General features: G+C 41.9%; 27 protein-coding genes. 15 read left to right on the top strand and 12 right to left on the bottom strand.

The window, feature by feature from the left end:
- Position 1: 1 nt before the first annotated feature.
- Complete coding sequence (locus ACYZZR_RS03980; protein WP_461532703.1) at positions 2–628, top strand: WbqC family protein; 627 nt, start codon at positions 2–4, stop codon at positions 626–628.
- Positions 628–936, top strand: coding sequence for a DUF6122 family protein (locus tag ACYZZR_RS03975; protein ID WP_461532702.1), 309 nt, complete (start codon positions 628–630; stop codon positions 934–936). The genes ACYZZR_RS03980 and ACYZZR_RS03975 overlap by 1 nt, the downstream gene beginning before the upstream one ends.
- Before the next feature lie 14 nt (positions 937–950).
- Here the strand turns inward: ACYZZR_RS03975 and ACYZZR_RS03970 are convergent, their stop codons facing one another.
- The 7 genes from ACYZZR_RS03970 to ACYZZR_RS03940 all read right to left on the bottom strand — a co-directional run bounded on the left by ACYZZR_RS03970 (position 951) and on the right by ACYZZR_RS03940 (position 7268).
- Positions 951–2006 carry an endonuclease/exonuclease/phosphatase family protein gene (locus ACYZZR_RS03970; RefSeq protein WP_461532701.1) on the bottom strand — a complete coding sequence of 352 codons (1056 nt, stop codon included), beginning with the start codon at positions 2004–2006 and terminating at the stop codon, positions 951–953.
- 18 nt (positions 2007–2024) lie between these two features.
- Positions 2025–2912 carry a rhomboid family intramembrane serine protease gene (locus ACYZZR_RS03965; RefSeq protein ID WP_461532700.1) on the bottom strand — a complete coding sequence of 296 codons (888 nt, stop codon included), beginning with the start codon at positions 2910–2912 and terminating at the stop codon, positions 2025–2027.
- Positions 2913–2955: 43 nt separating this feature from the next.
- Entirely contained in the window at positions 2956–3699 is a 744-nt protein-coding gene (locus ACYZZR_RS03960) for a rhomboid family intramembrane serine protease (RefSeq protein WP_461532699.1), read from the bottom strand.
- Complete coding sequence (gene mutL / locus ACYZZR_RS03955) at positions 3700–5610, bottom strand: DNA mismatch repair endonuclease MutL (RefSeq protein WP_461532698.1); 1911 nt, start codon at positions 5608–5610, stop codon at positions 3700–3702.
- 2 nt (positions 5611–5612) lie between these two features.
- Positions 5613–5900 (bottom strand): riboflavin synthase subunit beta, encoded by a 288-nt coding sequence (locus ACYZZR_RS03950; protein WP_461532697.1) that lies wholly within the window; start codon positions 5898–5900, stop codon positions 5613–5615.
- A 124-nt stretch (positions 5901–6024) separates the two neighbouring features.
- On the bottom strand, positions 6025–6504 hold the full coding sequence (gene ribH, locus ACYZZR_RS03945) for a 6,7-dimethyl-8-ribityllumazine synthase (protein ID WP_461532696.1): 480 nt from the start codon (positions 6502–6504) through the stop codon (positions 6025–6027).
- Between the two features lie 2 nt (positions 6505–6506).
- Positions 6507–7268, bottom strand: a complete 762-nt coding sequence (locus tag ACYZZR_RS03940) for a tetratricopeptide repeat protein (protein WP_461532695.1) — start codon at positions 7266–7268, stop codon at positions 6507–6509.
- Positions 7269–7401: 133 nt separating this feature from the next.
- Between ACYZZR_RS03940 and recF the strand changes: the two genes are divergently transcribed.
- The 3 genes from recF to ACYZZR_RS03925 all read left to right on the top strand — a co-directional run bounded on the left by recF (position 7402) and on the right by ACYZZR_RS03925 (position 9320).
- Positions 7402–8478, top strand: a complete 1077-nt coding sequence (gene recF / locus ACYZZR_RS03935; protein ID WP_461532694.1) for a DNA replication/repair protein RecF — start codon at positions 7402–7404, stop codon at positions 8476–8478.
- A gap of 86 nt (positions 8479–8564) precedes the next feature.
- A complete protein-coding gene (locus ACYZZR_RS03930) occupies positions 8565–9011 on the top strand; it encodes a lipocalin-like domain-containing protein (RefSeq protein WP_461532693.1) in 447 nt (148 codons plus the stop codon).
- 12 nt (positions 9012–9023) lie between these two features.
- Positions 9024–9320: a DciA family protein gene (locus tag ACYZZR_RS03925; protein ID WP_461532692.1), complete on the top strand. Its 297-nt coding sequence runs from the start codon at positions 9024–9026 to the stop codon at positions 9318–9320.
- A gap of 97 nt (positions 9321–9417) precedes the next feature.
- On the opposite strand, the gene ACYZZR_RS03920 is transcribed toward ACYZZR_RS03925, so the two are convergent.
- Complete coding sequence (locus ACYZZR_RS03920; RefSeq protein ID WP_461532691.1) at positions 9418–9837, bottom strand: nucleoside-diphosphate kinase; 420 nt, start codon at positions 9835–9837, stop codon at positions 9418–9420.
- A 520-nt stretch (positions 9838–10357) separates the two neighbouring features.
- Between ACYZZR_RS03920 and ACYZZR_RS03915 the strand changes: the two genes are divergently transcribed.
- Positions 10358–10711 (top strand): hypothetical protein, encoded by a 354-nt coding sequence (locus ACYZZR_RS03915; RefSeq protein ID WP_461532690.1) that lies wholly within the window; start codon positions 10358–10360, stop codon positions 10709–10711.
- 59 nt (positions 10712–10770) lie between these two features.
- Here ACYZZR_RS03915 and ACYZZR_RS03910 read toward each other — a convergent pair whose 3' ends face one another.
- On the bottom strand, positions 10771–12684 hold the full coding sequence (locus tag ACYZZR_RS03910; protein WP_461532689.1) for an OmpA family protein: 1914 nt from the start codon (positions 12682–12684) through the stop codon (positions 10771–10773).
- Between the two features lie 180 nt (positions 12685–12864).
- Here ACYZZR_RS03910 and ACYZZR_RS03905 point away from each other — a divergent pair, with 180 nt between their 5' ends.
- Entirely contained in the window at positions 12865–14451 is a 1587-nt protein-coding gene (locus ACYZZR_RS03905) for a peptide chain release factor 3 (protein ID WP_461532688.1), read from the top strand.
- Positions 14452–14710: 259 nt separating this feature from the next.
- Positions 14711–15535: a KilA-N domain-containing protein gene (locus ACYZZR_RS03900; protein ID WP_461532687.1), complete on the top strand. Its 825-nt coding sequence runs from the start codon at positions 14711–14713 to the stop codon at positions 15533–15535.
- A 95-nt stretch (positions 15536–15630) separates the two neighbouring features.
- Here ACYZZR_RS03900 and ACYZZR_RS03895 read toward each other — a convergent pair whose 3' ends face one another.
- The 3 genes from ACYZZR_RS03895 to ACYZZR_RS03885 all read right to left on the bottom strand — a co-directional run bounded on the left by ACYZZR_RS03895 (position 15631) and on the right by ACYZZR_RS03885 (position 18255).
- Positions 15631–16383: a class I SAM-dependent methyltransferase gene (locus ACYZZR_RS03895; RefSeq protein ID WP_461532686.1), complete on the bottom strand. Its 753-nt coding sequence runs from the start codon at positions 16381–16383 to the stop codon at positions 15631–15633.
- A gap of 14 nt (positions 16384–16397) precedes the next feature.
- Positions 16398–17348: an NAD-dependent epimerase/dehydratase family protein gene (locus tag ACYZZR_RS03890; RefSeq protein WP_461532685.1), complete on the bottom strand. Its 951-nt coding sequence runs from the start codon at positions 17346–17348 to the stop codon at positions 16398–16400.
- Positions 17349–17418: 70 nt separating this feature from the next.
- A complete protein-coding gene (locus ACYZZR_RS03885; protein ID WP_461532684.1) occupies positions 17419–18255 on the bottom strand; it encodes a glycosyltransferase family 2 protein in 837 nt (278 codons plus the stop codon).
- Between the two features lie 140 nt (positions 18256–18395).
- Between ACYZZR_RS03885 and ACYZZR_RS03880 the strand changes: the two genes are divergently transcribed.
- The 7 genes from ACYZZR_RS03880 (at position 18396) to ACYZZR_RS03850 (ending at position 25761) form a co-directional block, all read left to right on the top strand.
- Positions 18396–19148, top strand: a complete 753-nt coding sequence (locus ACYZZR_RS03880; RefSeq protein ID WP_461532683.1) for a glycosyltransferase family 2 protein — start codon at positions 18396–18398, stop codon at positions 19146–19148.
- A 494-nt stretch (positions 19149–19642) separates the two neighbouring features.
- Complete coding sequence (locus tag ACYZZR_RS03875; RefSeq protein WP_461532682.1) at positions 19643–20533, top strand: ATP-grasp fold amidoligase family protein; 891 nt, start codon at positions 19643–19645, stop codon at positions 20531–20533.
- A 6-nt stretch (positions 20534–20539) separates the two neighbouring features.
- Positions 20540–21100, top strand: coding sequence for an L-threonylcarbamoyladenylate synthase (locus ACYZZR_RS03870; RefSeq protein ID WP_461532681.1), 561 nt, complete (start codon positions 20540–20542; stop codon positions 21098–21100).
- Between the two features lie 239 nt (positions 21101–21339).
- Positions 21340–22770, top strand: a complete 1431-nt coding sequence (locus ACYZZR_RS03865) for a CCA tRNA nucleotidyltransferase (RefSeq protein ID WP_461532776.1) — start codon at positions 21340–21342, stop codon at positions 22768–22770.
- Between the two features lie 165 nt (positions 22771–22935).
- Positions 22936–23973, top strand: coding sequence for a COX15/CtaA family protein (locus ACYZZR_RS03860; protein ID WP_461532680.1), 1038 nt, complete (start codon positions 22936–22938; stop codon positions 23971–23973).
- 49 nt (positions 23974–24022) lie between these two features.
- Complete coding sequence (locus ACYZZR_RS03855) at positions 24023–24538, top strand: IS1096 element passenger TnpR family protein (protein ID WP_461532679.1); 516 nt, start codon at positions 24023–24025, stop codon at positions 24536–24538.
- A 164-nt stretch (positions 24539–24702) separates the two neighbouring features.
- Positions 24703–25761 carry a nucleoid-associated protein gene (locus tag ACYZZR_RS03850; protein WP_461532678.1) on the top strand — a complete coding sequence of 353 codons (1059 nt, stop codon included), beginning with the start codon at positions 24703–24705 and terminating at the stop codon, positions 25759–25761.
- The last annotated feature ends 11 nt before the right edge of the window (positions 25762–25772 follow it).

Here is a 25772-nt window from a genome sequence, read left to right as displayed (position 1 = left end):
TATGTCGAGACAAGTTCTCATTCACCCGACCTATTTTCCATCGATACTACACATGGTAGCCTTGGTCAATTGCGATACTGTTTTTGAAATGCACGACAACTTCCAGAAACAAACCTATCGCAACCGTATGTACATCTACGGAGCCGGAGGAAAACAATTGCTCAGCATCCCGGTAAAACACCTAAAAACCGGAGCTCATCAAAAATACAAGGACGTACGTATAGAAGAGGAATCCACTTGGGCTAAATTGCACTGGAAAACCCTGCAAACTGCCTATCGATCTTCTCCTTTTTTCGAATTTTACGAAGATGATCTAGCGGGAATTTTTCATCAGAAGCACGATTTTTTGATGGACCTAAACCTGGCGACTATCAATTTGATATGCGAAATACTACAAATTGAACTGAAACAAACATTTACTACCGAATACCAGAAAGAAACTACGGAGCTTGAAGACTTCAGACATTTGGTCAACGCCAAAGAAGAGCCTCATTTTAAGCTTAGTCCATATACCCAGGTATTCGAAGAAAAACACGGTCATATTCCCAATCTCAGCATACTCGACCTCCTCTTTAACGAAGGTCCGAATGCCACATCATACCTCAAAGATCAAGAGCTCCCTCGCTAATGTTTCGATTTATCATTCACTACGGGCTTCATTTTATTTTTCCTGTACTGCTGGCCTACTGGTTTTTCAGACCGAAATTTAAAAAGGTAAGTCTAGTATTGCTATCGGGAATAATCATCGATGCAGATCACCTGCTAGCCTCCCCTATTTTTGATGCAAACCGATGTAGTATAGGTTTTCACATACTTCACAGTTACATCGCTATTGCCGTGTACACACTGCTCTTCGTATACCGCCCCACCCGTATAGTAGGGCTCGCTCTATTGCTTCATATCCTAGCAGATACTGTCGACTGCCTTCTTATGTAAAATACAATCTGGTTTCACTCCTCTTTATCACCCTCGACATTTTCACCTCCGAGATCGATTGTAGCCATCACCGGATAGTGATCTGAAAGCCGTTGGTCGTAATTTTTATGAGCGGTGACCTCCATATCCGGATCGGTCAGAATAAAGTCGATACGCATTGGGAAATAGTCGAAATCATACGATCGTCCAAATCCGCTCCCCTGTTCTACAAAAGAGTCTTTCATATCCCCTTTTATCCGTTTGTACACATACGAATAAGGAGTATTGTTAAAGTCTCCCGCCACTATCATCTTATAGCTACAGCTATTGCGATGGCGGTCGAAAATTTCCACTTGATCGTGTTGTAGTGCAAAGGCATTTCCCATGCGCTTGTACAGCGCTTCCGGATCTTCTATGGCAATATGCTCCTTTTTCGGAGCAATGCGCAGCGACTCCAGATGTAAATTGTACACGCGGAAAGTATCTCTGTCTTTAACCACATCTACATACAAGGCGTTATTTCCTGTTTTTGGAAACTCCAATGATCCTCGTGCCACTATAGGATATTTAGAAAATACGGCCTGTCCGGTATGATTGTTTTCTGTGGTATACTTTATAAACTGATAAGGGTAAAATGCGTTAAAGGTATCCTCCTGGGTGTAGTAGAACTCCTGTAAACACAGTATATCGGGAGCCTCTTTTTCTACCATTGCCTCAATGCGCTCCGGAATATCTTTCTGCGGCAGCCAGTCGTAGGCATTAAATATACGCACATTGAAGGTCATCAACTTAATATGTCCTTCAGTCTCATCTTCAGAAACCCCAGAAAAACTGTACATCGCCTCCAAGTGTTTGTAGCCTATGAGTAATATGAGCAGTGACAACAGAAACTGCCTCTTGAGTTGTATCAGCCAATACAATGTAAAAACAACATTGATTACAATAAACACGGGTAAAGTGAGACTGAGTACCGACAACAGGGGAAAGCTCTTCGGAAACACATAGGGCAAAATATACGACAGCAATAGCAATACTGCAAAAATCGTATTGAGAAAGAATATGGTTTTATGAAGTATTCCCAGCTTTTTCACCCTGATGTATTGAGATTTTTAATCCTCCTTACCTGCCTTAAAGAGAAAATCCTTTTCCTCTCGAGTAAGACTTTCATACCCGCTTTTACTGATCTTGTCGAGAATACTGTCTATTTTTTTCTGCCGATCGTCTTTATTGCCATTATAGCTTGCAGCAGCTCCAGTATTAGCCTGCGCCTTTCTATTGCGATGTACAGTTTTGAGTGGTCTGTTCTCTCGTCTTTTGAAGAGGTTGACCACTCCTGACACTAAGCGTTCAAATCCTGTACCAATATCCTTTCCGTCGTACAATTTTTTGGCGTAGATATACCCGAGTAAAGCTCCTCCCAAATGCGCCAGATGCCCCCCGGCATTGCCTACCGGAATCTGCACTAAATCTATCAACACCACTCCTACACCTATATACCACAGTTTAACATTGAAGAGAAAAAACAACCTCACTTCCTGATTGGGCATATAAGTACAGATAAAAATCAATATAGCCATCACCGCTGCCGACGCCCCGATCAGCGAGGTGTCGATCCCAGAAAATACAGGGAAAATATTATAGCTGAGCATAAATATGGCTCCACCGGTGATAGCTCCCAGAAAATACACATTTAAAAACCGACGCCCTCCAAACAAATTCAAAAATATACGTCCAGAAAAATAGAGCAGCAGCATATTCCAGAAGATATGTGAAAGACCTCCGTGAAAAAAAGCATAGGTAATGATAGACCAGGGTTGAGTGATAAAATCGCTAAAGTGCTTAGGCAATTCGAACCACCTCATAAAAAAATCGGACTGTAGCTGAAAAAGCGACACTACCAGCATATTGACAATAAACACCACCACATTGATCACAATAAGCTTATCGCCTACATTAAGGGTGTTGTATTTGTATTTTATATCGTTGCCTATGCTCATATTAATCACAATAACACTTTAAAAACTCATTGTAATTACCCCATTAATTCCATCTATTGTTGTTAAACTGGTTTTTCTTCCAATACCACATCATGATAAAGCCAAACAAGGCACCTCCCACATGTGCAAAGTGTGCTATTCCTCCCCCGAAAATGGAATAACCGGTAAAGCCCGAAAACAGATCCATCGCAATCAATGCCGGCATAAAATACTTGGCCTTGATGGGTATAGGAACAAAAATAAGAAACAATTCGGCATTTGGAAACATCATGGCAAAAGCGACCAGAATACCGTATATCGCTCCAGATGCTCCCACGGCAGGAGTGAGGAAGGTACCTATCATATTATCTACTGTTTCCCTCGGGGCTACCTGATACCAATATTCACTGTATTTACCTTCATTCAAGGCAGCCAATATCCTTCCGGGATCCAATCCGGCCTCGGTAAGAGCGTTCATCCCCTCGTTGAATTGATAATAGCCCACTGCGGCGTGAATCAATGCTGCACCCAATCCTGCCGAAAAGTAGAAAAACAAAAATTTATTGCGCCCCCACATCTGTTCTAAAGGCCCTCCAAAAGCCCACAAGGCGTACATATTGAAAAATATATGCATGAAGCCTCCGTGCATAAACATATACGACACTATCTGCCACCACTCAAAGTGTCCGTTTTTAATAAACCACAATGAAAACAGTTCCAACATCTGGTCGTGATACAATTGAGTGGCTATAAAAAAGAGCACATTGATGATAAGCAAGTGCTTGACAGCTTCGGTTATTCTAAACATTTACAAAAATTTTTTTTCGAGATCTTCTATGGTTATGGTAATATAAGTAGGCCTGTTAAAGGGCGAAATTCCCGGCTCTTTACAGGCAAAAAGGTCGTTTACAAGCGCTTCTTGGGCAGCTTCGTTTAGCACATCCCCCGTTCGTACGGCAAGGGTTTTTCCTAAAGATTTGGCCATGCGATCACTTTGAGAAAAACTGTGATCTGGAATTTCATCTTTAAAATCTGCCAGCAGTTGTTCCAAGATAATACTCACTTCTGTTTCTGATACCCCAGAAGGTATACCGGTAATAGTTATTTCTTCATCTTTAAAAGGTTCTATAGCAAAACCTATAAATTCCATTGCCCCCTTTAATTCAGACAACAAGGTCATATCGGAAGCTGAATACTGAAGTACTATAGGAAAGAGCAATTGCTGACTCACCCCTTCCTTAACCGTCATCTGACGCAAAAAGCGCTCGTATAGCACACGTTGGTGGGCCCGGTGTTGGTCTATAATCACCATACCCGACTTTATGGTAGTCACTATATACTTACGGTGAAGCTGATAGGTGCTGACGGAAGGCAGATTTTCCTCACGGTGATCAAAAAGGACTTGCTCTTGTTTCCCTCCTCCTACTTCGTCCGATTCTATTTCCACCGAGCTGAAATTAGCCGAAGCATCACCGTCTCCCAAGCCTACATACAAACTTTCCCAGCTAGAAGAACTTCCTCTTCTATCAGACTGCCATGTATTCCTCGATTTTCCTCCTCCAATAGAAGATCCTCTCGCAGCATCAGTAGTTCCTGTCTCTTCCCCTTCGTCTCTGAACGGATTGAAATTGGCGTCGACCTCTATGCTTGGCACACTGGCCTGTTTATCCTTGTAACTATAAGGAGTATCAAGGCCGCTGTCTTTGTCAAAATCGAGTATGGGAGCTATATTAAATTGTCCTAAACTGTGTTTTACGGCAGCGCGGATAATGGCGTATAGGGTGTGTTCGTCGTCGAACTTGATCTCTGTCTTGGTAGGATGTATATTGACGTCTACCGATTTCGGATCTATATCGAGGTACAGAAAGTAGCCAGGATGAGTTTGCTCGCGTATAAGTCCCTCAAATGCCGCTACAACCGCATGGTGAAGGTACGGACTCTTCACAAAGCGATTGTTGACAAAAAAGAACTGTTCTCCTCGGCTTTTCCGGGCGTGTTCCGGTTTGTACACAAATCCGGAGAGTTTGAGCACCTCGGTATTTTCACTTACAGGAACCAGTTTTTCATTGGTTCGACTCCCAAAGATATTTACCACTCGCTGTCTATAATTGGAGGGCAGCAAGCTAAAGAGGTCATTGCCGTTGTGATACATGGCAAATTGAATATCTGGATGAGCCAGAGATACCCGGTGAAATTCATCGATAATATGTCGCAACTCTACCTGATCCGACTTGAGGAAGTTCCTCCTTGCCGGAACGTTAAAAAAAAGATTTTTTACAGCGATAGAAGTTCCTTCAGCCGTCGCTACCACTTCCTGTGTAATAAACTTCCCCCCTTCTATGCAAATACGCGTACCCACCTCTTCGTTTTGTGGTCTTGTATTCATCTCCACATGGGCTATGGCTGCAATAGACGCCAAAGCCTCACCTCTGAATCCTTTGGTGTGCAGACTAAACAAATCTTCTGCCGAACGTATCTTTGAAGTAGCGTGTCTTTCAAAACTCAGGCGCGCATCTGTAACGGTCATTCCCTTTCCGTTATCGACCACTTGAATAAGCGTTTTACCGGCGTTTTTAATGATGAGTTTGATTTCAGTAGCACCCGCATCAACTGCGTTCTCTACGAGTTCCTTCACCACAGAAGCTGGCCTTTGTACCACCTCTCCTGCCGCGATCTGATTCGCTACATGATCCGGTAAAAGCTGTATGATATCTGCCATTATTACTTAGAAGTGAATATACTTAGGTCAAAATCGATAATAAAGAGGAATAAAAGTATCAGTATGGCCGCAATGATAAGAACATTTTTATTGGCCTTGCTACCCGGATCTCTTCTAAGATCTTCTAAGGCATTGTTAATCTTCTTTTTCAACCCTTTGTTATCTACTGTCGTTCTCCTGAAACCGTCGAAGCGTCCCTCTATTTTAAAAGGACTCCCTTCCTTGTCACTCTTGTAGTAACGAGGGGTATAGCTGTACTTTTTATTTTTTCGCGATCCTAATGCTCCCATAATCCTTCAAAAATACTGAAAATACTACAGAAATGTAAGGAGTGTGCGGTTAAATTTTTCACAACTGCAATACCTCATTGCTCTGTCACAAAAAAAAAGAATTGTTGTCTTTAGAAGAAGAGGTTTAACTCAAAGAAGCCATTTTAATAGCGGCAATAGCAGCTTCAGTGCCTTTATTGCCGTGTTTTCCTCCGCTGCGATCTATAGCCTGTTGCAAGGTATCGTCGGTAAGCACACAGAATATCACCGGGCAATCGTATTTTACATTGAGGTCTTTTATCCCTTGAGCTGCAGCATTACAAACAACATCAAAGTGGCTGGTTTCACCTCTGATTAAACTCCCTATAGCTATAACGGCATCTACGTCTTGTGTTTCCAGCATCTTTTTACAACCAAAAGTCAGCTCAAAACTTCCAGGAACATTCCACCGTACAATATTTTCGGGAAGTACCCCACAGTCTAAAAGAGTAGCCTCTGCACCGGAAAAAAGCCCTTCTGTTACGGTGTCATTCCATTCCGAAACGACAATACCAAATCGAAAAGCCCTCGCATCAGGAACACTCGTCTTATCGTATTGTGATAGATTTTTGTTTTCTGTAGCCATACTTAATTCGAACTTTCTACCTTTCCGATATATATATCTATGGTACGACCTTCTTCCGAATCAGGGTATTCGTCTTTAACCCTGTTGAAATACTTTAAGGCAAGGTCGTTTTTACCCAGTTCTAAAGCAGTTACGCCCGCTTTGAAGAGGAATCTGGGTGTAGTAAAGCCGTTACTGTTTGCCGCAAATGCTCTCTCGTAGTAATCCAAAGCTTCTTCGGGTTGGTCGAGTTGCATAAACGCATCTCCTATCCCCCCTTTAGCCAAAGGCCCTAACATAGCATCTTCTGAAGAAAACTGCTCCAGATGTGTTATAGCTTCCTGATACTTATTCATATTGAGATAAGCCATTCCTGCACTGTAATAAGACAAGTTGGCCGCATCTGTACCTTTATATTTCTCTATAATATCGAGGAAACCGTACTTCCCTTCTGCTCCGTTTAGAGCAAGAGTGTAAAGTGAATCTCTATTGGTGCTGTTTATAGCCTCGTTAAAGAGTTGCTGTGCAAACATCATTTCGTTGGAAGCCTCTGTGTTTTTAGGCCCTTTCATAAACTCCTGATACCCCAGAAATCCCAATGCTGCAACGGCCACCACTCCGATACCGACAATTATAGCTTTCTGATTTCTCGCCACCCACGCCTCTGTTCTCGAAGCACTTTCATCGAGCGTACCAAACACTTCTGCTGTGGTACTTTTCATGTTTTCCGCCTGTTCTTCCTTCTTATTCTTGGGTTTATGTCCTCGTTTCTTATACGTTGCCATCTTTAGAGACTTTTATTGTGCCGCAAAAATATAATTTTTATTGATATATGAAAGTGTATTTATTCGAATATTTTAATTAGTTTAGGTAACTTTCGAGCCGAAAAGACAGCAAGAATCCACAGCATTAAAGGGTATGTTTCTAAAAAAACTATCATTGGTCAATTACAAGAACTTCAAGGCAAAAGACTTTGAGTTTGACGAAAAGATCAACTGCCTGGTAGGCGACAATGGCATCGGAAAAACCAATGTTCTCGACGCTATTTACCACCTTTCTTTTGGCAAGAGCTATTTTAATCCTATCGCCGTTCAAAATATAAGGCACGGAGAAGACTTTTTTGTAGTAGACGGTCTCTTTAGTAAAATGGGACATGACGAACACATAATATGCAGTTTCAAAAAAGGACAAAAGCGGGGAATTAAACGCAACGGCAAGGCTTACGACAAATTGTCTGACCATATCGGATTTCTCCCCTTAGTTATCATATCTCCGGCCGACCGCGACCTTATTGTGGAGGGTAGTGAAACTCGTAGGAGGTTTATAGATAGTGTTATCTCACAGTCCGACAAAATCTATCTCGATCACCTCATTCAGTACAACAGGGCGCTGAGTCAGCGAAATTCTCTGTTAAAGTACTTTGCCTTAAACCACACATACGACAACAACACCTTAAGTATATACAACGAGCAGCTCCACCTTCACGGTTCAGAAATATTCAAAGGCAGACAAGCATTTCTCGAAGCATTTGTCCCTATTTTCTTGGAGCGATACAGAGCCATCTCCAACAGTGGTGAAAATGTAAATATCTCCTATAGCAGCTCACTTTCGGAGCAGCCGCTGGACGAACTGCTCAAAAACGCCATCAACAAAGACAGAGCGCTTCAATATACCAGCACCGGGATACACCGTGATGACCTCAGCCTGGAAATCGACGGCTATCCAATAAGAAAATTCGGCAGCCAAGGGCAGCAGAAATCCTTTTTGGTCGCTCTAAAGCTGGCCCAATTCGATTTTATAAAACAACAGGCCGGCGTATCGCCTATCCTATTACTCGACGATATATTTGACAAACTCGATGAAAACCGCGTGGCGCGCATTGTAAAACTGATGGAAAACAATTTCGGACAGTTGTTTATCAGCGACACCCATGCCAGTCGAACAGAAGCTGTAGTGCGGGAAACTGCCCGGTCTTATAAAGTATTCCAACTATAATCGTTTTTGAAGGTAGAAAGTCCGAGCTGAAGACTACTTCTAGTCAGATGACATCGGACAACATAAAAACAATAAAATCATTAACTATGAAGTACACCAATATCGCAACAGCATTCCTGATAGGTCTGTCTACCCTTTTTACTGGCTGCACCCCTTCTCCCGAAACACAGCTGCAGCAGCTCACCGGTTATTGGGAAATTGAAAGCGTAGAGTTTCCTGGTGGCGACACAAAAGAATTTGACGTAAATACTACAGTCGATTATATAGAGTTAACAACCGACAGCACGGGATTTCGAAAAAAAATGCAGCCCCGTTTAGACGGAGAATATTACACCACAAACGACAGTGAAAATTTTTCGATCGGTCTAAAAGACAATCGCCTTATTCTCAAATATCACACCTCGCTAAGTCAGTGGGAAGAAGAGGTAATTAAGCTGACTGAAAACCGACTAATACTGCGAAATGCAGATAATTTGAATTACCTTTACAAACGATATGAGCCCCTCGATTTGGGAGATTTACAAGAAAAATAATACGACTACATCATGGCAAAGCGACACAGCGAACACATATCACTATCGGAAGGACTGAAAGCCTTTATCGCGGAGAACAAGCTGCAATCGGGCATGGATAAGATAGATGTGCGAAAGGCGTGGAAGCAGCTTATGGGCAGTGGTATTGCCAATTACACCTCCGACATACAGCTCAAAAACGACACCTTATACGTAAGTCTCACCTCTTCGGTATTGCGAGAAGAACTCAGCTACGGGAAAGAAAAAATCATCGCCATAATCAACGAAGAACTCGGAAAAGAGCTGATAAAGAAAATAGTGTTGAGATAGTTACCACACAGTAGATGAATTGCCCTTTCAGCTCAAAAATAAAGGACCTTTTCCGATATTTCGAAAAAGGTCTTTTATTTTATACAATCGGTAAAATTTAAAAAATCTCCCTTCCGGCAAAGTGAAATGCTCCTTCTATAGCCGCATTCTCATCGCTGTCGGAACCGTGCACTGCATTTTCTCCTATCGAAGTTGCATACAGCTTTCTTATAGTCCCCTCTGCAGCCTCCGCAGGATTTGTAGCTCCTATCAATGCTCTGAAATCTTCTACAGCATTGTCTTTTTCAAGTATAGCAGCAACAATAGGTCCCCTGGTCATAAAATCTACCAATTCACCGAAAAAAGGGCGTTCGCTGTGGATAGCATAAAATTCTTCGGCATCCCTCCTGCTCAACTGAGTGTACTTCATTGCCACAATTCTAAAACCAGCAGCAGTTATCTTTTCCAGTATAGCCCCGATATGTCCGTTTTCAACAGCATCGGGTTTAATCATTGTAAATGTTCTGTTTGTAGCCATTTGCTTTTTAAAAATTTTGTGCAAAGGTACTCCTTTACAATTAAAGTTCAAAAGTAAAGTGACAGAGAGAGTTGGAGATGGGGAGAGTTGGAGACGTGGAGACTTGGAGATGGGGAGACGTGGAGATGAAGAGACTGGGAGATGGGAGGACTTGAAGGAATCTCTTGTTTTGACGTTGTGCTTTTGAAGCGCCTTTGGTCTTGGGGGGAGATTCTTCACTACATTCTGAATGAACTGTGATGTCATTCCGACGATAGGAGGAATCTCTAGGGTAGACGTTGTGCTGTTGAAGATACTTTGGTCTTGGGCTGAGATTCTTTCCTCCTCCGGCGGACAGGCACTTCGCTAGGGCTCCGTTCTGAATGACAGTACTTGGCTTACAGAAAGTTGAAGGTGTCATTGCGAGAAGCCGACCAAAGTCGGGAGAGCGGGAATTTTCACTATTTAATGGGACTACTAACAGTGTAGTGTGTATACATAATACAGCCTTTACACTTGTCTCATCAAAAAACTCTGTCGTATGCTTTTTTACACTTTGTACAATCTAGCTCTAAAAATGTCGAATAACAACGGGATGTCTCACTACACTGCCTGTATCTTTATGTCGTTACTGATCTTTGCCAACTTGTATGTTGTGCTACACATATTCTACGGACTAGCACCTGGCATGCCCAATCCGGATTTGTTAGCCATAGCTGTTATCTTCCCGGTTCACTTAACGGTATGCCACACTTATATAGATACCGAAAAGTATATCGATATCATACTGAAATACAATGCTATAAAAACTGATAGGCAAACAGTCTTAAAAAAAACTATCGTACTAGCTTATATTGTCATCAGTCTGATACTCCCCATAGTTATTCAGCTGTAAAACAACTGACACAGGATGATATTACAACTGCAGATGCACAAAGAGAAACCTCTATTCCGCTAGCGTCTTACGATAATAAAAGACGATCTTCGGTTTTGTTGGTGTTCTTCTTCGGTGCAATCTACTCCGTTAGCACAGTGATTAAGCAAGTGCTTTTCGCCGTATCCTATAGCGCTTTCAATACGTTCTTCCGCTATTCCTCTTGAATACAGATAATCGCGAGTAGCCTTAGCGCGATTATCGGACAGCTTTTCATTGTAGGCATCATTTCCTCTAGAATCGGTATGGGCCTCTATTTTAATCACCATTTCCGGATGCGCATTCATCACACTAACAATATGCTCCAGTTCGTACTCTGCGTCGGGACGAATTTCCCAGCGGTTATAATCGAAATAGATGGGGTTGATTACAATTTCATCTTCTACAATAAGTGGTGTAAGTGCAAAATTTACTTCGGCTTCTTCCTTTCCGTTTACATTCACCTCTTGTTGTTCAGCGCGATAGTCTTCCAGCTCGGCTACCACGGTGTAACTTCCTTCCAGGCAATCGGCTTTAAGACTGTATTGTCCATCTGTATCAGTAAGCACCTTGGCTACTACTCCACCTCCGGGAGCCACGATTCGCACCGAAGCTTCTACCAGGGGCTCTTCACTGCTTTTATCAGTAACCACTCCATTAATAGTAACCATACACTCTCTTGCGGTAAAGTGGTAAATATCGTCATCTCCCTTGCCCCCGATGCGGTTTGACGAGAGATAGCCTTCGGTTTTATCCTCATTCATCACAAATCCGAAATCGTCCATCGGACTGTTTATCGGAACTCCGGGATTGGTCACTTTTCCAAAAGCACCGTTAACAGGCTCACTGATCAATATGTCTAGTCCGCCCAAACCGGGATGACCGTTTGACGAGAAGTACAATACCCCGTCTTTATCGACAAAGGGAAACATCTCTCGTCCACGGGTATTGATTGTTTTCCCTAGGTTTTCTGGTGTACTATACGTTCCATCTCCGTGAATATCTACCACGTAAATATCGGTTACTCCATACCCTCCTGGCATATCGGACACAAAATAGAGTTTTTTTTCATCAGGGCTCAAGGCAGGATGTCCAACGGAATAGCTCACATCGTTAAAAGGCAACTCCACTATGTTACCCCAGGTTCCATCAGCACCCAAAGACGCTTTGTACAACTGCAAGTGCACAGTCCCTTTTTCATCCTTTTCAGTTCGCTTTCCATTTTCTGCATTATCTCTGGTAAAATACATGGTTTGCCCGTCTTTGGTAATGGTCACGGTTGCCTCGTGAAATCGAGAATTGACTTCCCCCTCCAACTTTCGGGCATCGTAAAGCTCATTGCCCATGCGATCTCCCACATAAATATCGAGAAAAGGCTGTTTATTCCAGTCGTATATTCGCGTTCGCCCCCCAGAGGGCTTAGTAGATGCAAAGTAGAATTTGTCACCCTGAACAAAGCCTCCAAAATCGGAGTATTCCGTATTGATAGCCATATTGTGCAGATTGCCAAACAATCGAGCTTTGGGATTGTTCAACTTAGTATAATAGTCTCCCTCCTCTATAAGTCTGATCATTTCAGGATCATCCCCTCCTTTTTCGGCAGATTTTTTAAGCCATTTCACCGCCTCTTCATATTTGCGATTTCCCTTTAGAACTTGGGCATAGCGAAACAGATAGTCGGGTCCCACCTCTTGTTCGTACATACGAATAAGAATGCCGTACCACTTTTCTGCTTGTTCCATATTGGTGTTGTAATAGTAAGAATCGCCGAGGCGCCCCAACACATGTACGGTAGAATCTCCCTTGCGCACAAGCCCTTCGTATAGTTCAGCCGATTTTACATAGGCCAATTGATCGAAGTAACGATCGGCTGCCAGGTGGCGTTGGGAAAACACTCCCGTTGTACACAACAGAAAAAACACGGCTAATTTTATTCTCAAAATATCACTATTCATCACAAAAAAATTCTATTTATATAAAAATAATCTCCAATAGACATATTCAATGAGCTAATATAAGACTTAACTTTCAATTTGAGATTTCAATATTCTCGTTTTTTGAGCAAAAAATCCTTTTTATTCCGCTTCAGAAGTTCATATTATAATACTTACTTTTGCATCCGCAATACGGAAACTATGGGTTTAGTACAGGAAATTAGTAAAAGGAGAACTTTCGGAATCATATCTCACCCCGATGCGGGAAAGACAACACTGACAGAAAAACTGCTGCTTTTTGGCGGAGCTATTCAGGAAGCAGGAGCTGTTAAAAGCAACAAAATCAAAAAAGGAGCTACGAGCGACTTTATGGAGATAGAGAGGCAAAGGGGGATTTCTGTAGCTACTTCCGTATTGGCATTTAACTACAAGGACAAAAAAATAAATATTCTCGATACTCCGGGACACAAGGATTTTGCAGAAGACACTTTCCGTACACTCACCGCTGTAGACAGTGTTATTGTCGTCATAGACGTAGCCAAAGGTGTGGAAGAACAAACAGAAAAACTGGTGCAAGTATGTCGTATGCGAAGCATCCCGATGATTGTTTTTATCAACAAACTCGACCGTGAGGGTAAAGATGCTTTCGACCTATTGGACGAGGTAGAACAAAAACTCGGCTTACAAGTTAGCCCGCTCAGTTTCCCCATAGGTATGGGATATGACTTTAAAGGAATTTACAATATCTGGGAAAAAAATATCAATCTCTTTAGCGGTGACAGCAAAAAGAATATTGAAGAGACCATTGCCTTCGATCAGTTAGAAGACCCGGAACTGGACGACATAATAGGTAGAGAAGCTGCCGAGACCCTTCGCGAAAATTTGGAATTAGCACAAGGTGTATACCCTCCATTTGAACACGAAGCCTATCTCAAAGGAGAATTACAACCAGTATTTTTCGGCTCAGCCCTCAACAACTTTGGAGTTCGGGAATTGCTGGACTGTTTTATCGACATCGCTCCCTTCCCGAGACCTAAACAAAGTGAAGAACGACTGGTAAAGCCAGATGAAGAGGCCTTTTCCGGCTTTGTGTTTAAGATTCACGCCAATATGGATCCTAAACACCGTGATCGCCTCGCCTTTGTCAAGATCGTGTCAGGAACCTTCGAACGAAATACCCCATACCTACATGTACGACACAATAAAAAGCTGAAGTTTTCCAGTCCGAATGCCTTTTTTGCCGAGAAAAAAGAAATTGTAGATGTCTCCTATGCCGGCGATATCGTGGGCTTACACGATACGGGAAATTTTAAGATAGGTGATACACTTACCTCAGGAGAAATACTTCACTTTAAGGGTATCCCGAGTTTCTCTCCCGAACACTTCCGATATATCAACAATGCCGATCCTATGAAAGCCAAACAACTGGCCAAAGGGATAGATCAGTTGATGGACGAAGGAGTTGCGCAGCTGTTTACTCTCGAAATGAACGGACGAAAGGTGATAGGTACCGTGGGAGCATTACAATACGAAGTCATCCAATATCGTTTGGAGCACGAATACGGCGCAAAATGTACCTACGAGATGTTCCCCATACACAAAGCGTGCTGGGTAGTACCAGATGATGCTAAAAGTGAGGAGTTTGCAGAATTTAAGAGAGTAAAACAAAAATTTCTGGCCAAAGACAAACAGGGGCAATTGGTATTCCTTGCAGATTCCGCTTTTTCGATTCAAATGACACAGCAAAAATACCCTTCGGTAAAATTGCATTTCTCTTCGGAGTATTGAGATTTGCTCTAATTGTTATCGTTCTTTAACCCTCCCTATTCCATTTTGGATTCTGGGCAAGGAATTGCTTGCTATTATACAACTATAGCGTCATTTCTTTCCTTCCTCAATGCCCTTCCCTATTCTAAATTTTTATTTTTGTAGTAATAATACTATATTTACAAGAAGAAAAAACAATATTTATTGATTGTTGTCACACAAATATTCAAAACAAAACTTGTATGTAATCAGTATTAGTGCGTTTTAAAAACATTAGGATATGGTTGCTAAGAAAAAAATAAACGTAAAAGGCATAGACATTGTTGTATATGAAAACAATAAAGAAGATTATATTTCGCTAACTGATATTGCGAGATTTAAAAATGCCTCCGAGCCTAAAGACGTAGTAAAAAACTGGATGCGTTCGCGTGCCACTATTGAGTTTCTCGGCTTGTGGGAACAATTGAATAATCCCGATTTTAAAGGAGCCGAAATCGACCCCTTTTTACACCAAGCGGGAAGTAACTCATTTACACTTTCGCCTTCCAAGTGGATAGCCACAGTTAATGCTAAAGGTATTACCTCTAAAATGGGAAAAAATGGTGGTACCTTTGCTCACGAGGACATTGCATTTGAATTTGCTTCTTGGATATTGGCCAGTTTTAAATTGTATTTTATCAAAGAATTCCAACGCCTAAAAGAAGAGGAAAACAACCGTTTGAACTTGGAGTGGAATTTACAGCGAACCATTTCCAAAATAAACTATCAAATCCACACCGACGCTATCAAAGCCAATCTAATACCAAAAGAAATCACCAAACAGCAAGCCAGTATGGTGTATGCCGATGAAGCGGACTTGCTAAACGTGGCTTTGTTTGGTATTACCGCCAAAGAATGGCGTGAAAGCAATCCCCATCAAAAAGGAAACATACGCGATACGGCTACCATAGAGCAATTGGTAGTGCTGAGCAATATGGAAAGTATAAATGCCTTGTTGATACAACAGGGGCTTTCTCAGAATAAAAGACTGATTCAACTCAACTCCGTAGCCATAACACAAATGAAATCGCTTATAAAAAGTAGTACTGTAAAAACATTGAAATAAAAACCAATATCATGAGACGACCAAAACTACTTACAAATTACAAACACCTCTCCGATGTAGAACTGGCCTTACTGGGCGAACAAAGCCTCAGCGGTTTAAGGGATTACTGCCGAATCATTTCTTCCAACCCTTAACAATATCGGAAAGTTGACCGTTTTTGTATCTGCATCACCCCAGGCTGCTTTAAGTTGGTCGCCTACAAGTGCTACCGGACTCACCCCTTTATCTCGGGTATAGTGTTTTACGGCCGACCAGGTTTCCAGATATCCTGTAAGCTGTGCTAAGCTCCACTGATATTCATTTCTGAACTTAGGAGATTCTATTTCAGTAAATGGAAAAGGAATGGTCTTGTACTCCTCATCTATATACCTCCGCTCGGGATCCCAATACCCTTTCAGCAATCCGCTGTACAGTTCGAGGATTACCTCATCTACTTCGCTGTCTACCTCGAGCAGCGCATAGCCCGTAACGGCGAGGGATCCGCCAGGTTTCAACACCCTTTTCACCTCCTTGTAAAAAGCGTCAAAATCAAACCAATGTACAGCCTGTGCTACCGTGATTAGATCGAATTGCTTGTCGGCAAAAGAAGTCGATTCGGCCGGGCATACCGAATAGTGTATGTTAGGGGTTTGAACCGCATTTTGCATTTGCTTCTCGCTGATATCGGTGGCATAAACACTTTTAAAATATGCTGCCAAGGCTCCTGCCAATTGTCCGCTTCCCGTACCGCAATCCCAGGCAATTTCTCTGCTTTTCGGCATAGATGCCAAATACGACACCAGTGCTTCGGGATAGCTTGGGCGAAATCGGGAATAATCAGCTGCATGCCCAGAGAAGAGATCTTTCATTATTGTGGCTTAAGCTAATTTTGACTGTTTTGGAAGTTATCCTTATACCATTCCACCTGCTTTTTGAGACCTTCGCGAAAAGAAGTAAGCGGACGATAATCCAATAGCTTTTCCGCCTTATCGATCAACGCTGTAGTCCGCTGCTGATCACCGGAACGGGGGGGAGTTTCTCTAATCAGTGCCTTTTTACCTATAATTTCTTCTACAAGAGCTATTCCTTCTCCTGTAGTGTATTCTTCATCAGACCCGATATTGATAATCTCTCCGTTCACCTGGTCTTCTCTTCCTATAACTGCGGCTACTCCTCTTACAATATCACCCACATAGGTAAAACTTCGCGAGTGCTTTTCACTTCCTTTAAAAAGAGGGAACGGTATTTCTTCGTAAATAGATTTGATGAGTTTGGTATACAGTTTTTCAGGTCTTTCTCTCGGACCGTATACCGAATACAAACGCAGGGAACACGCCTTCAGTTTACCCAATCGCTGAGCGCCCAACACCAGTTGTTCGGCCGCTAACTTGGTAGTCCCATAGAAGGAAATAGGTTGTGGGACTGCTGTTTCGGGCAAGGTGGCTACTCTGCCATAGATAGAAGAGGTAGCCATATTGACAAACAGCTTGAGTTCAGGGCTGTTGCGCTCTAACTCCTCTAGTAGGTTTTGAGTGGCAAAAATATTGTTTCGGACATAGTCGTCTAAAGAGACATCCGAAGAGATACCGGGCTGTGCCGCATAGTGAAATACATAATCTAATTGTCCAGGAAGCTCATTCAGCTCCCCAGTCAAATCGGCTTCTAAAAACTGTACTCCAGCTTTTCGGATATCTTCCACATTGCGCCTTTTTAAAGCGATGTCGTAATAATCCGAAAAATTGTCTACCCCATATACCTCATGACCTTCTGCGGCCAGGTATTCGGCGGTATGTGATCCTATAAAACCGGCAGCTCCGGTAACGAGTATTCTCATCTTAGTTTTTTACAAAACTATGATTTTTTATCTTCTAAACTCGTATTCTATTGCAATGTTCGGACCTAAATCAAGCTTTATCCTTCTGCATACCATAAGGCGTCCACACACTTTTGCTACTTCTGGTATGCTGCCGGATAGCTTGGTTTTTGGCAATCGACTCCGGGGTTTTATACCCGCGAGCGTGATCGAGATGAACACATATAGCACTGTATCGAATCTGTTTTCCCTTGATTCCGTAATTCATCAGACGCTCCCCAAGTTCACGATCCTGCCCGCCGTACTGCATGCGTTCGTCAAATCCGTTTACTGCCTCGATATCTTCTTTCCATCCCGAGGCATTGTGTCCGTTCCAAGTAGCTCCGGTAGGAGTAAGCGTATTCAACAGCGCGGCCTTAAAATTTCCGGATGTGAGTTTATTGTTTTTAAACGACGATTTCAGACCTAGTTCCTTAAGCCACTTCAAATCAAAACAACGCCCACTCTCAATATCTTCTCGAGAGATGGTCTCTGATATAGACATAGGCAACATAAAATATCCTCCGGACAGAAAATAGCCTTTTTCCTTTCGCCTGCTATGCACTTCCAAAAAATCGTTTCTAGGAATACAATCGCCATCGCTCATCACAATATATTTGGCTGAACATTGTGTGATTGCCTTATTGAGTATACGCGATTTCTGAAAACCATCGTCTTCTTGCCACACATGAACAATGGGATAAGAAACCTCGCTCTGCATGCGTTGAAGCAATGCTTTGGTAGCAGGTCCTGAACCGTCGTCGGCTATGACCAACTCAAAATTTTTAAAGGTCTGCGCGTGGTATCCCCACAAGACTTTTTCCAGCCATGCCTCTGCATTATAGGTACTGATAATTACCGAGATTTCACAGTTGTGCTTCGTTTCCATTCTCCAATCCCCTATTTAGTTCTTTTATTAGAATGACAAAAGTATGAATACAGATATATATCTTTGCTTTAAATTAGAAAAAACTGCTTGGTGCTGTTGTTCTAAATCCCAAATATTAAATACACATTTTATCACTATTCATGGCAAAGCTTACCATCATCATACCTACCCTTAACGAAGAAGATTTTGTGGAACGAGCTATACAGTCCGCTACTTTTGCCGATGAAATACTGGTTATCGACTCTTTTAGTAAAGATCGCACACTAGAAATAGTTAAAAAATATTCCGCAACTGTTTATCAACGGAAATTTGACAATTTTTCCCGTCAGAAAAACTATGCTATAGACCGTGCTTCAAACGAGTGGATTTTTATTCTAGACGCCGATGAAGTGATAGTTCCGAAATTACAGGAGGAAATTATTTCTAAAATCGAAAAAGAAAGCAGCTACAAAGCGTATGAAGTAGGTGCTGTACGTATGTTTATGGGACGAAAAATGAAATACGGCACAGCACAAAACGACACTAAAACCCTACTGTTTAAAAAATCCCACTGCAGATTTGGAAACAAACTAGTACACGAAAACCTGATAGTTGAAGGCAAGAAAGGAAGACTAAAAAATCGTATTTTACATTACACCTATCGCGGATTTGATCATTTTATCGGAAAGAAAAACCACTATGCGTGGTTACAGGCCCAGGAAATGTATAACAAGGGCAAAAGAGCTCATTTAGCTCATATCCTAATCAAGCCATCGTTCCGGTTTTTCAATGAATACATCTTCAAAAGAGGGTTTATGGATGGTTTTCCGGGATTTGTCAGTGCCTATATCAATTCTTATGGCGTAATGACCCGATATATAAAATTATGGCTCTTACAACATCAAAAACAATAAAAAAAGGACTTCTATACAATAGCAAATTGTATTTATAAAAGCTAACGAATAGCTTATTTCTGTTTCCTACATCCTAAACTGTGATTACTCCAAGTGCGAAAACTCCGGAAAGTTTCACCCAACCACCGAAAAAACACTTTACGCACAAGGACATGCAACACTTATCAGAAGTAAGGTTTTCACGTTTAAAATGAAGCAGTTTTACCGGATAGTTTTTTTTCTATAGCAATCTATCAGATCTTCAGTGGCTTTGCCTGATCCGTCATCTGCGATAATAGTTTCAAAATCTTTATAGGCCTACTGTTCATACCCCATTCATTTTTTTAGCTATACTCCAGGATTTTAAGCACTTATAAAAACTGATATACCGAGTTTTTCATACAGGAATATATAATGCTACAATACAAAATAGGAAGTACAATTTATATATCTTTGTTATGAGGTGAGATAATTAAATTTATTGCCCCGTTTACAAATTTATCCCTATTGTAATTATGAGTAAAATAATTCTCGGCTTATTAAAAAAATTAAAATTCTTACCTCAAAAACACTTTGTAGGCATCTATTACGAATATTACACTCGTAAAAAATTATCTCTAGACGATCCTAAAGAACTCAATGAAAAAATTCAATGGCTAAAGGTCTTTTATCGCCCAAAAATACTCAATCAACTTGTCGACAAATACGCGGTGAGAGTGTATGTAGAGGAAAAAATCGGGAAAGAATACCTGAATGAGTGTTACGGGGTATACGATACCGTAAAGGACGTTAATTTTGACTCGCTCCCCAGTGAATTTGTGCTAAAGGGAGTTCACGGCAGTGGCTTTAATCTCATTGTAAAAGACAAGGCGAAACTAAACAAGTTTAAAGCCAGATTAAAAATGAGAAAGTGGCTCTTTCACAACTTTTATTACAAAGCCGGACACGAATGGGCCTATAAAGATGTCAAGCCGAGAATTATCGTCGAAAAATATTTGAGAGAAATTGACCTCGGACTATTACATGACTACAAGTTCTTTTGCTTTAACGGAGTTCCTAAATTCATTCACATCGACGTAGATAGGTTCGGAAAACACCAACGCCTGTTTTACGACACCGAGTGGAATAAATTGCCGTACAAACACTACCTCCCCAACAGCGCTGAAGTAGAGCAGCCAAGCAGTCTGAATCTCATGCTTGAAATTTCAGAAAAATTATCAGAAGGTTTTCCGTTAGTAAGGGTCGATTTGTACGCTACCGAAGGAAGGGTGATTTTTGGTGAATTAACCTTTTATCCCGGCAATGGAGTCCTCGAATTCACACCGGATAAGTTTAACAAAACAACAGGGGATTACTTGTCACTTCCCAAATTAAAAAAAGGTCAGAAATACATACGTACATTTTAATAAAAAATGCAAGACGAAATCAATAAAGCCGTGATCATTCTCCAAGAAGGAGGACTTCTCCTCTACCCCACGGACACCGTATGGGGCATAGGCTGCGATGCGACTGATACCGATGCCGTAGCCAGGATTTACGCTCTAAAAAAGCGATCGGATGCCAAGGCGCTTATCTGTTTGGTATCTGATGTCCCTATGCTGGAAAAATACATTCCTGAAATCGCTGAAGTCACCTACGATGTGATAGATTTAGCTACCAAACCCACTACTATTGTATACGACAACCCTATAGGCATAGCCAAAAACCTTATCGCCGAAGACAACACCATAGGCATACGAGTAGCATCAGATGTGTTTTGTCAGCGACTCATCCGAAAATTCGGCAAGCCTATAGTTTCTACATCGGCAAACATAAGCGGCGCCCCTACTCCACAATCCTACCGCGAAATAGCTCCCGAAATTTTAAAAGGTGTAGACTATGTAGTAAATTTGCAGCACGAAAAACAGGGAGGTCAACCGTCATCTATCATCAAGATTAGTAAAGACGGTATCGTAAAGGTGATAAGGAAATGAATTGTTTGCCACGAATACACTAATATATTTGCAATATGAATTTTTAATCCTGATTGCTACAATTTGCAGCAATCTGAAAGTCTATATACCGAGATTTGCTCGGTAACCGGGAGATTATTTATGTCTTAGCAGCAAGAGATTCACTGAAGTTAAAGAGTCGTAATAATCCCTACGAACATCCGGATCTGTATTATAGACCAAAGTATCCGTGGCAATTAAAAAAAATTAAAGTGAGGTTGATAAACCATAAAGAAGCATTACAACAAGATATTTTTGACATTATATCGGCAGCAACCGCCAAACTGGGAGTTGACAGTTATGTTATAGGTGGATATGTACGCGACTACCTGCTACAACGAGGCACTCCTAAGGATATTGATATTGTAACTGTAGGAAGCGGTATAGACCTGGCTCGAAAAGTTGCAGAACTACTTCCCGGAAAACCCAAGGTTCAGGTGTTTAAAAACTTCGGTACGGCCATGCTGCGGTGGAATGAACTCGAAGTAGAATTTGTAGGTGCCCGCAAAGAGAGCTATCGCTCAGACAGCCGTAAGCCCATAGTAGAAAACGGCAGCCTAAAGGACGACCAAGACCGACGCGATTTTACCATCAACGCCTTGGCATTTTCCCTTCAAAAAGACAACTTCGGAGATCTTCTCGACCCTTTTAACGGTGTGGAAGATTTGAAACAGGGACTGATACGCACTCCCTTAGACCCCGATATCACCTATTCCGACGATCCGCTGCGGATGCTCAGAGCTATTCGCTTTGCTTCGCAATTGCACTTTGAGATATTTCCCGAATCACTACAAGCTATATCGCAAAACAAAAACCGGATAAAAATCGTCTCCAAAGAGCGTGTAGTAGACGAGCTAAACAAAATACTGATGAGTGACAAGCCCTCTATCGGACTGAGTTTACTGTTCAAAACCGGTTTGTTACACATCATTCTCCCTGAACTTACCAACTTACAGGGAATTGAAGAAAAGGAAGGACAAAAACACAAAGACAACTTCTGGCATACGCTAGAGGTAGTAGACAATATTTCGGAACATACCGACGACCTCTGGCTTCGATGGGCGGCACTGCTACACGATATCGGTAAGGCACCTACCAAAAGGTTTGACAAAAAGATAGGGTGGACTTTTCACGGGCATGAGTTTGTAGGAGGTAAAATGGTGTTCAAACTCTTTAAACGCCTGCGAATGCCGCTGAATGAAAAGATGAAGTTTGTACAGAAAATGGTCGCTATGAGTTCGCGCCCCATTGTTCTGGCACAAGATATAGTTACCGACTCTGCGGTGAGGAGACTGATTTTTGATGCGGGAGAGCACGTAGACGACCTAATGACACTCTGCGAAGCGGATATCACGACCAAAAACCCTAAAAAATTCAGGAAATACCACCAGAATTTTAAGATTGTCAGACAAAAAATCGTAGAAGTAGAAGAGCGAGACCACATCAGAAACTTCCAGCCGCCGATAAGTGGAGAAGATATCATGAAAACCTTTAAGCTCTCCCCTTCCAGAGAAATAGGAATTATAAAAGATGCCATAAAAGAAGCCATACTGGAAGGAGATATCCCCAACGATTACGATGCAGCCTACGATTTTATGCTAAAAAAAGGAAAAGAACTGGGACTGAAAGCCGGTGAGGTGGAGACAAAGTGACTTGGAGGTGAGGAGACTTGGAGACTTGGAGGTGAGGAGATTTGAAGGTGAGGAGAAAAAATTGAGATTTGTCATTCGACAATCAGGCCTGCCCGCCGAAGGAGGGAGGAATCTCAGGCTTTGACTTGGTGACTAAAAACTAAGAACTAACAAACTATAAACATTATGTCTACCTGGTTCAAAAAAAACTTCAGGACAATTACCAAGGCTACATTGGTATTCGTATACCTCGTTATCCTTGCCGGTGCTTTGGTGCGTATGACCGGTAGTGGTATGGGATGCCCCGACTGGCCTAAGTGCTTCGGGTACTACATCCCACCCACCGAAGAATCTCAGCTGTTGTGGCAAGCGGGAAGAGAATTTAAGAAAGGGCAGGTCATTATTCACGACGAGACCCTGATGGTTGCAAAATCTGATTTCACCACCTCAGACACTTATACCCCAGAGCATTGGGAAGCGTATACGAAACACGACTACGCTATCTTCAATCCCATGCACACCTGGATAGAATACATCAACCGCCTTTGTGGTGCTCTGGCAGGAATGGCTACTTTTCTAATGGCCATAGCCTCTTTTGCCTATCGCAGGGATAAGCCTGTAGTAACCTGGCTGTCATGGCTTGCCGTATTCGGCATGGGCTTTCAGGCCTGGTTGGGTGCCACGGTGGTATATTCTGTATTAGCACCAGTTAAAATAACCACACATATGCTCGCAGCCCTCGCTATCGTAGCTCTTGTTATCTACATATTACACCTTACCAGAGACAAGGAAGTAAATCATCGCTATCACAAAAGACTGACACAGCTTATTTGGATAGCATTAGGACTCACAATAATACAAGTGGTATTGGGCACCCAAGTGCGACAATTAGTAGACGATCAGGTAAAAATAGTTGGAGATACGGTCAGAGAACTATGGTTGAACAGTAGTGGATGGTGGTTTTATGTACACCGCTCTTTTTCAATTGTCGTTCTGGCAGTGAATTTGTGGATGTTTGCAATCAACCGCAAATACAATCTCGGCTATACCCGGGTAAGGTGGATTATTATCCTGCTCGGACTGGAGGTACTGTCTGGAATAGCTATGGCATATTTGCACTTCCCCTTTGGGTCTCAAAGCCTTCACCTTATCGCAGCCACAATATTGTTTGGTGTACAGTATTATCTATTGCTCGATACCCGGCATACTGTGAAATCTTCTTAACTTTGCCACACTAACAACTACGAACTAAGAACTAAAAGACTACAAGTAAATGATCTATAAATTCAGGATAATACTCGATGCGGAAGAAGATGTCTTCCGAGATATAGAGATTGAGGCCGAAGAAACCATGGAGGTTTTTCACAATACCATAACCCAGGCTTTTGGGTTTGAAGGCAGTGAAATGGCTTCGTTTTACCTGAGTGATGAAACCTGGAATCAAGGTGAAGAGATCGCCCTTTTTGAGATGAGTGACGAACAGGAGGCCGATGTACGCCTTATGGCAGAAACTTCTATCGACGATGTGCTGGACCAGGAAAACACCAGAGCTATTTATGTTTACGACTTTTTGAGTATGTGGACCTTTTTTGTAGAGCTGGCGGATATCGCAGAAAAAGAGGACGGTAGATCATACCCCAACCTACTCTTTGCCCACGGACAGCTTCCGGAAGCTCCCCCAGAAAAACAATTTGAAACCGAAGAGGATATGTCCAACAATGATTTTAACGATTTCGGACTGGATATAGACGACTACGACGACCTCGATTTCGACGAGAATTGGAATTAGGTTTGGAGTTTGTAATTTGCCTTTAAACTCGATTTTATCTTGCTTACAAGATAGAAACAAGGTGATTTTGTCTTGTATATAAGACGAAATGAACAATAGGCATAGTGATTTAAGGAAAATTAAAAATCCTTTGATGTATCTTTACTGCAAATTTCAAATAAAATATGCTAAACCTCTATCCTTCACAAATAGAAAGCCTCTCGGTGCATCGAGTGGGAAATAAGAGTAGAAACGAGAACATTTTCCTCTCCCGTGAGCCTTATCTGCTCAACGATGAAATCACAGCTGTACTAAAAGAATACTTCCTGAAACCTTTTCGGGAAAAGGAAGAAAATTATTTTAAGTTTGCCAATGAGGTAGATGTGGAATTCCATCCCCTCTTTGAAATCGTTTCGGAAATCTTCACCAATCCGAACGGAATTCACGAACAGTCTAAAAAAATAGCGACACATCTTTTCGAGCAGTCCAATCACCCCCATATAAAAAGTGGAGAAGTCTATGTAGCTTACTTTAGCGATATGGTGGTAGACAATGAAAAGATTGATGGAATAGGCATTTTCAAAAGTGAATTGAAGCACGACTTCCTTCAGTTCAGGGAAGGTGAATCCAATCTCGACATCCTGATACAACAGGGCGTAAACATCAATAAATTGGACAAAGGCTGTCTTATTTTCAATTCGCACAGAGACGAAGGTTACAAGATACTTTCGGTAGACAGCAACCGTTACGACACCAAATACTGGCTGGAGAATTTTCTGGGAGTAGAAGCCTTGACCGACGAAAATTTCATCACCAAGAAATACCTAAAATTCTGCCAGGATTTTGCCAAAGACGTAGTGCTTCCCGCAGAAGACAAGCAACAGGAGGTACTGTTTATGAACCGGGCGGTAAACCACTTTGCTAAAAACGACCAGTTTGAAGAGAGCGGTTTTCTCAATGAGGTGATGGACAATCCCGACCTCATTCCCGAATTTAAACACTACAAAGTAGAAAAGGGGCCTAAATATCACATAGAAGATGTATCTACCTTTCCCATTGCCAACAAAGCGGTGACCGAGGCGCGTAAAAAGATAAAAAACGTCATCAATCTCGACACCAATATTCAGATTAAAATGGATTTTATCAATCCCGAGTCTGCCGAGAAATTTGTAGAAAAGGGTTGGGATGAAGAGCGTCAGATGTATTACTACTTGGTGTACTTCAACCGAGAGGAAAAAAGCTGAATTGAGAAGTA

This window comes from Sinomicrobium sp. (genome assembly GCA_029266035.1).
In the GTDB taxonomy this organism is placed as follows: domain Bacteria; phylum Bacteroidota; class Bacteroidia; order Flavobacteriales; family Flavobacteriaceae; genus Sinomicrobium.
Note: the sequence above shows the minus strand (reverse complement) of the source record. Positions and strands in the feature narration are given on the sequence as shown.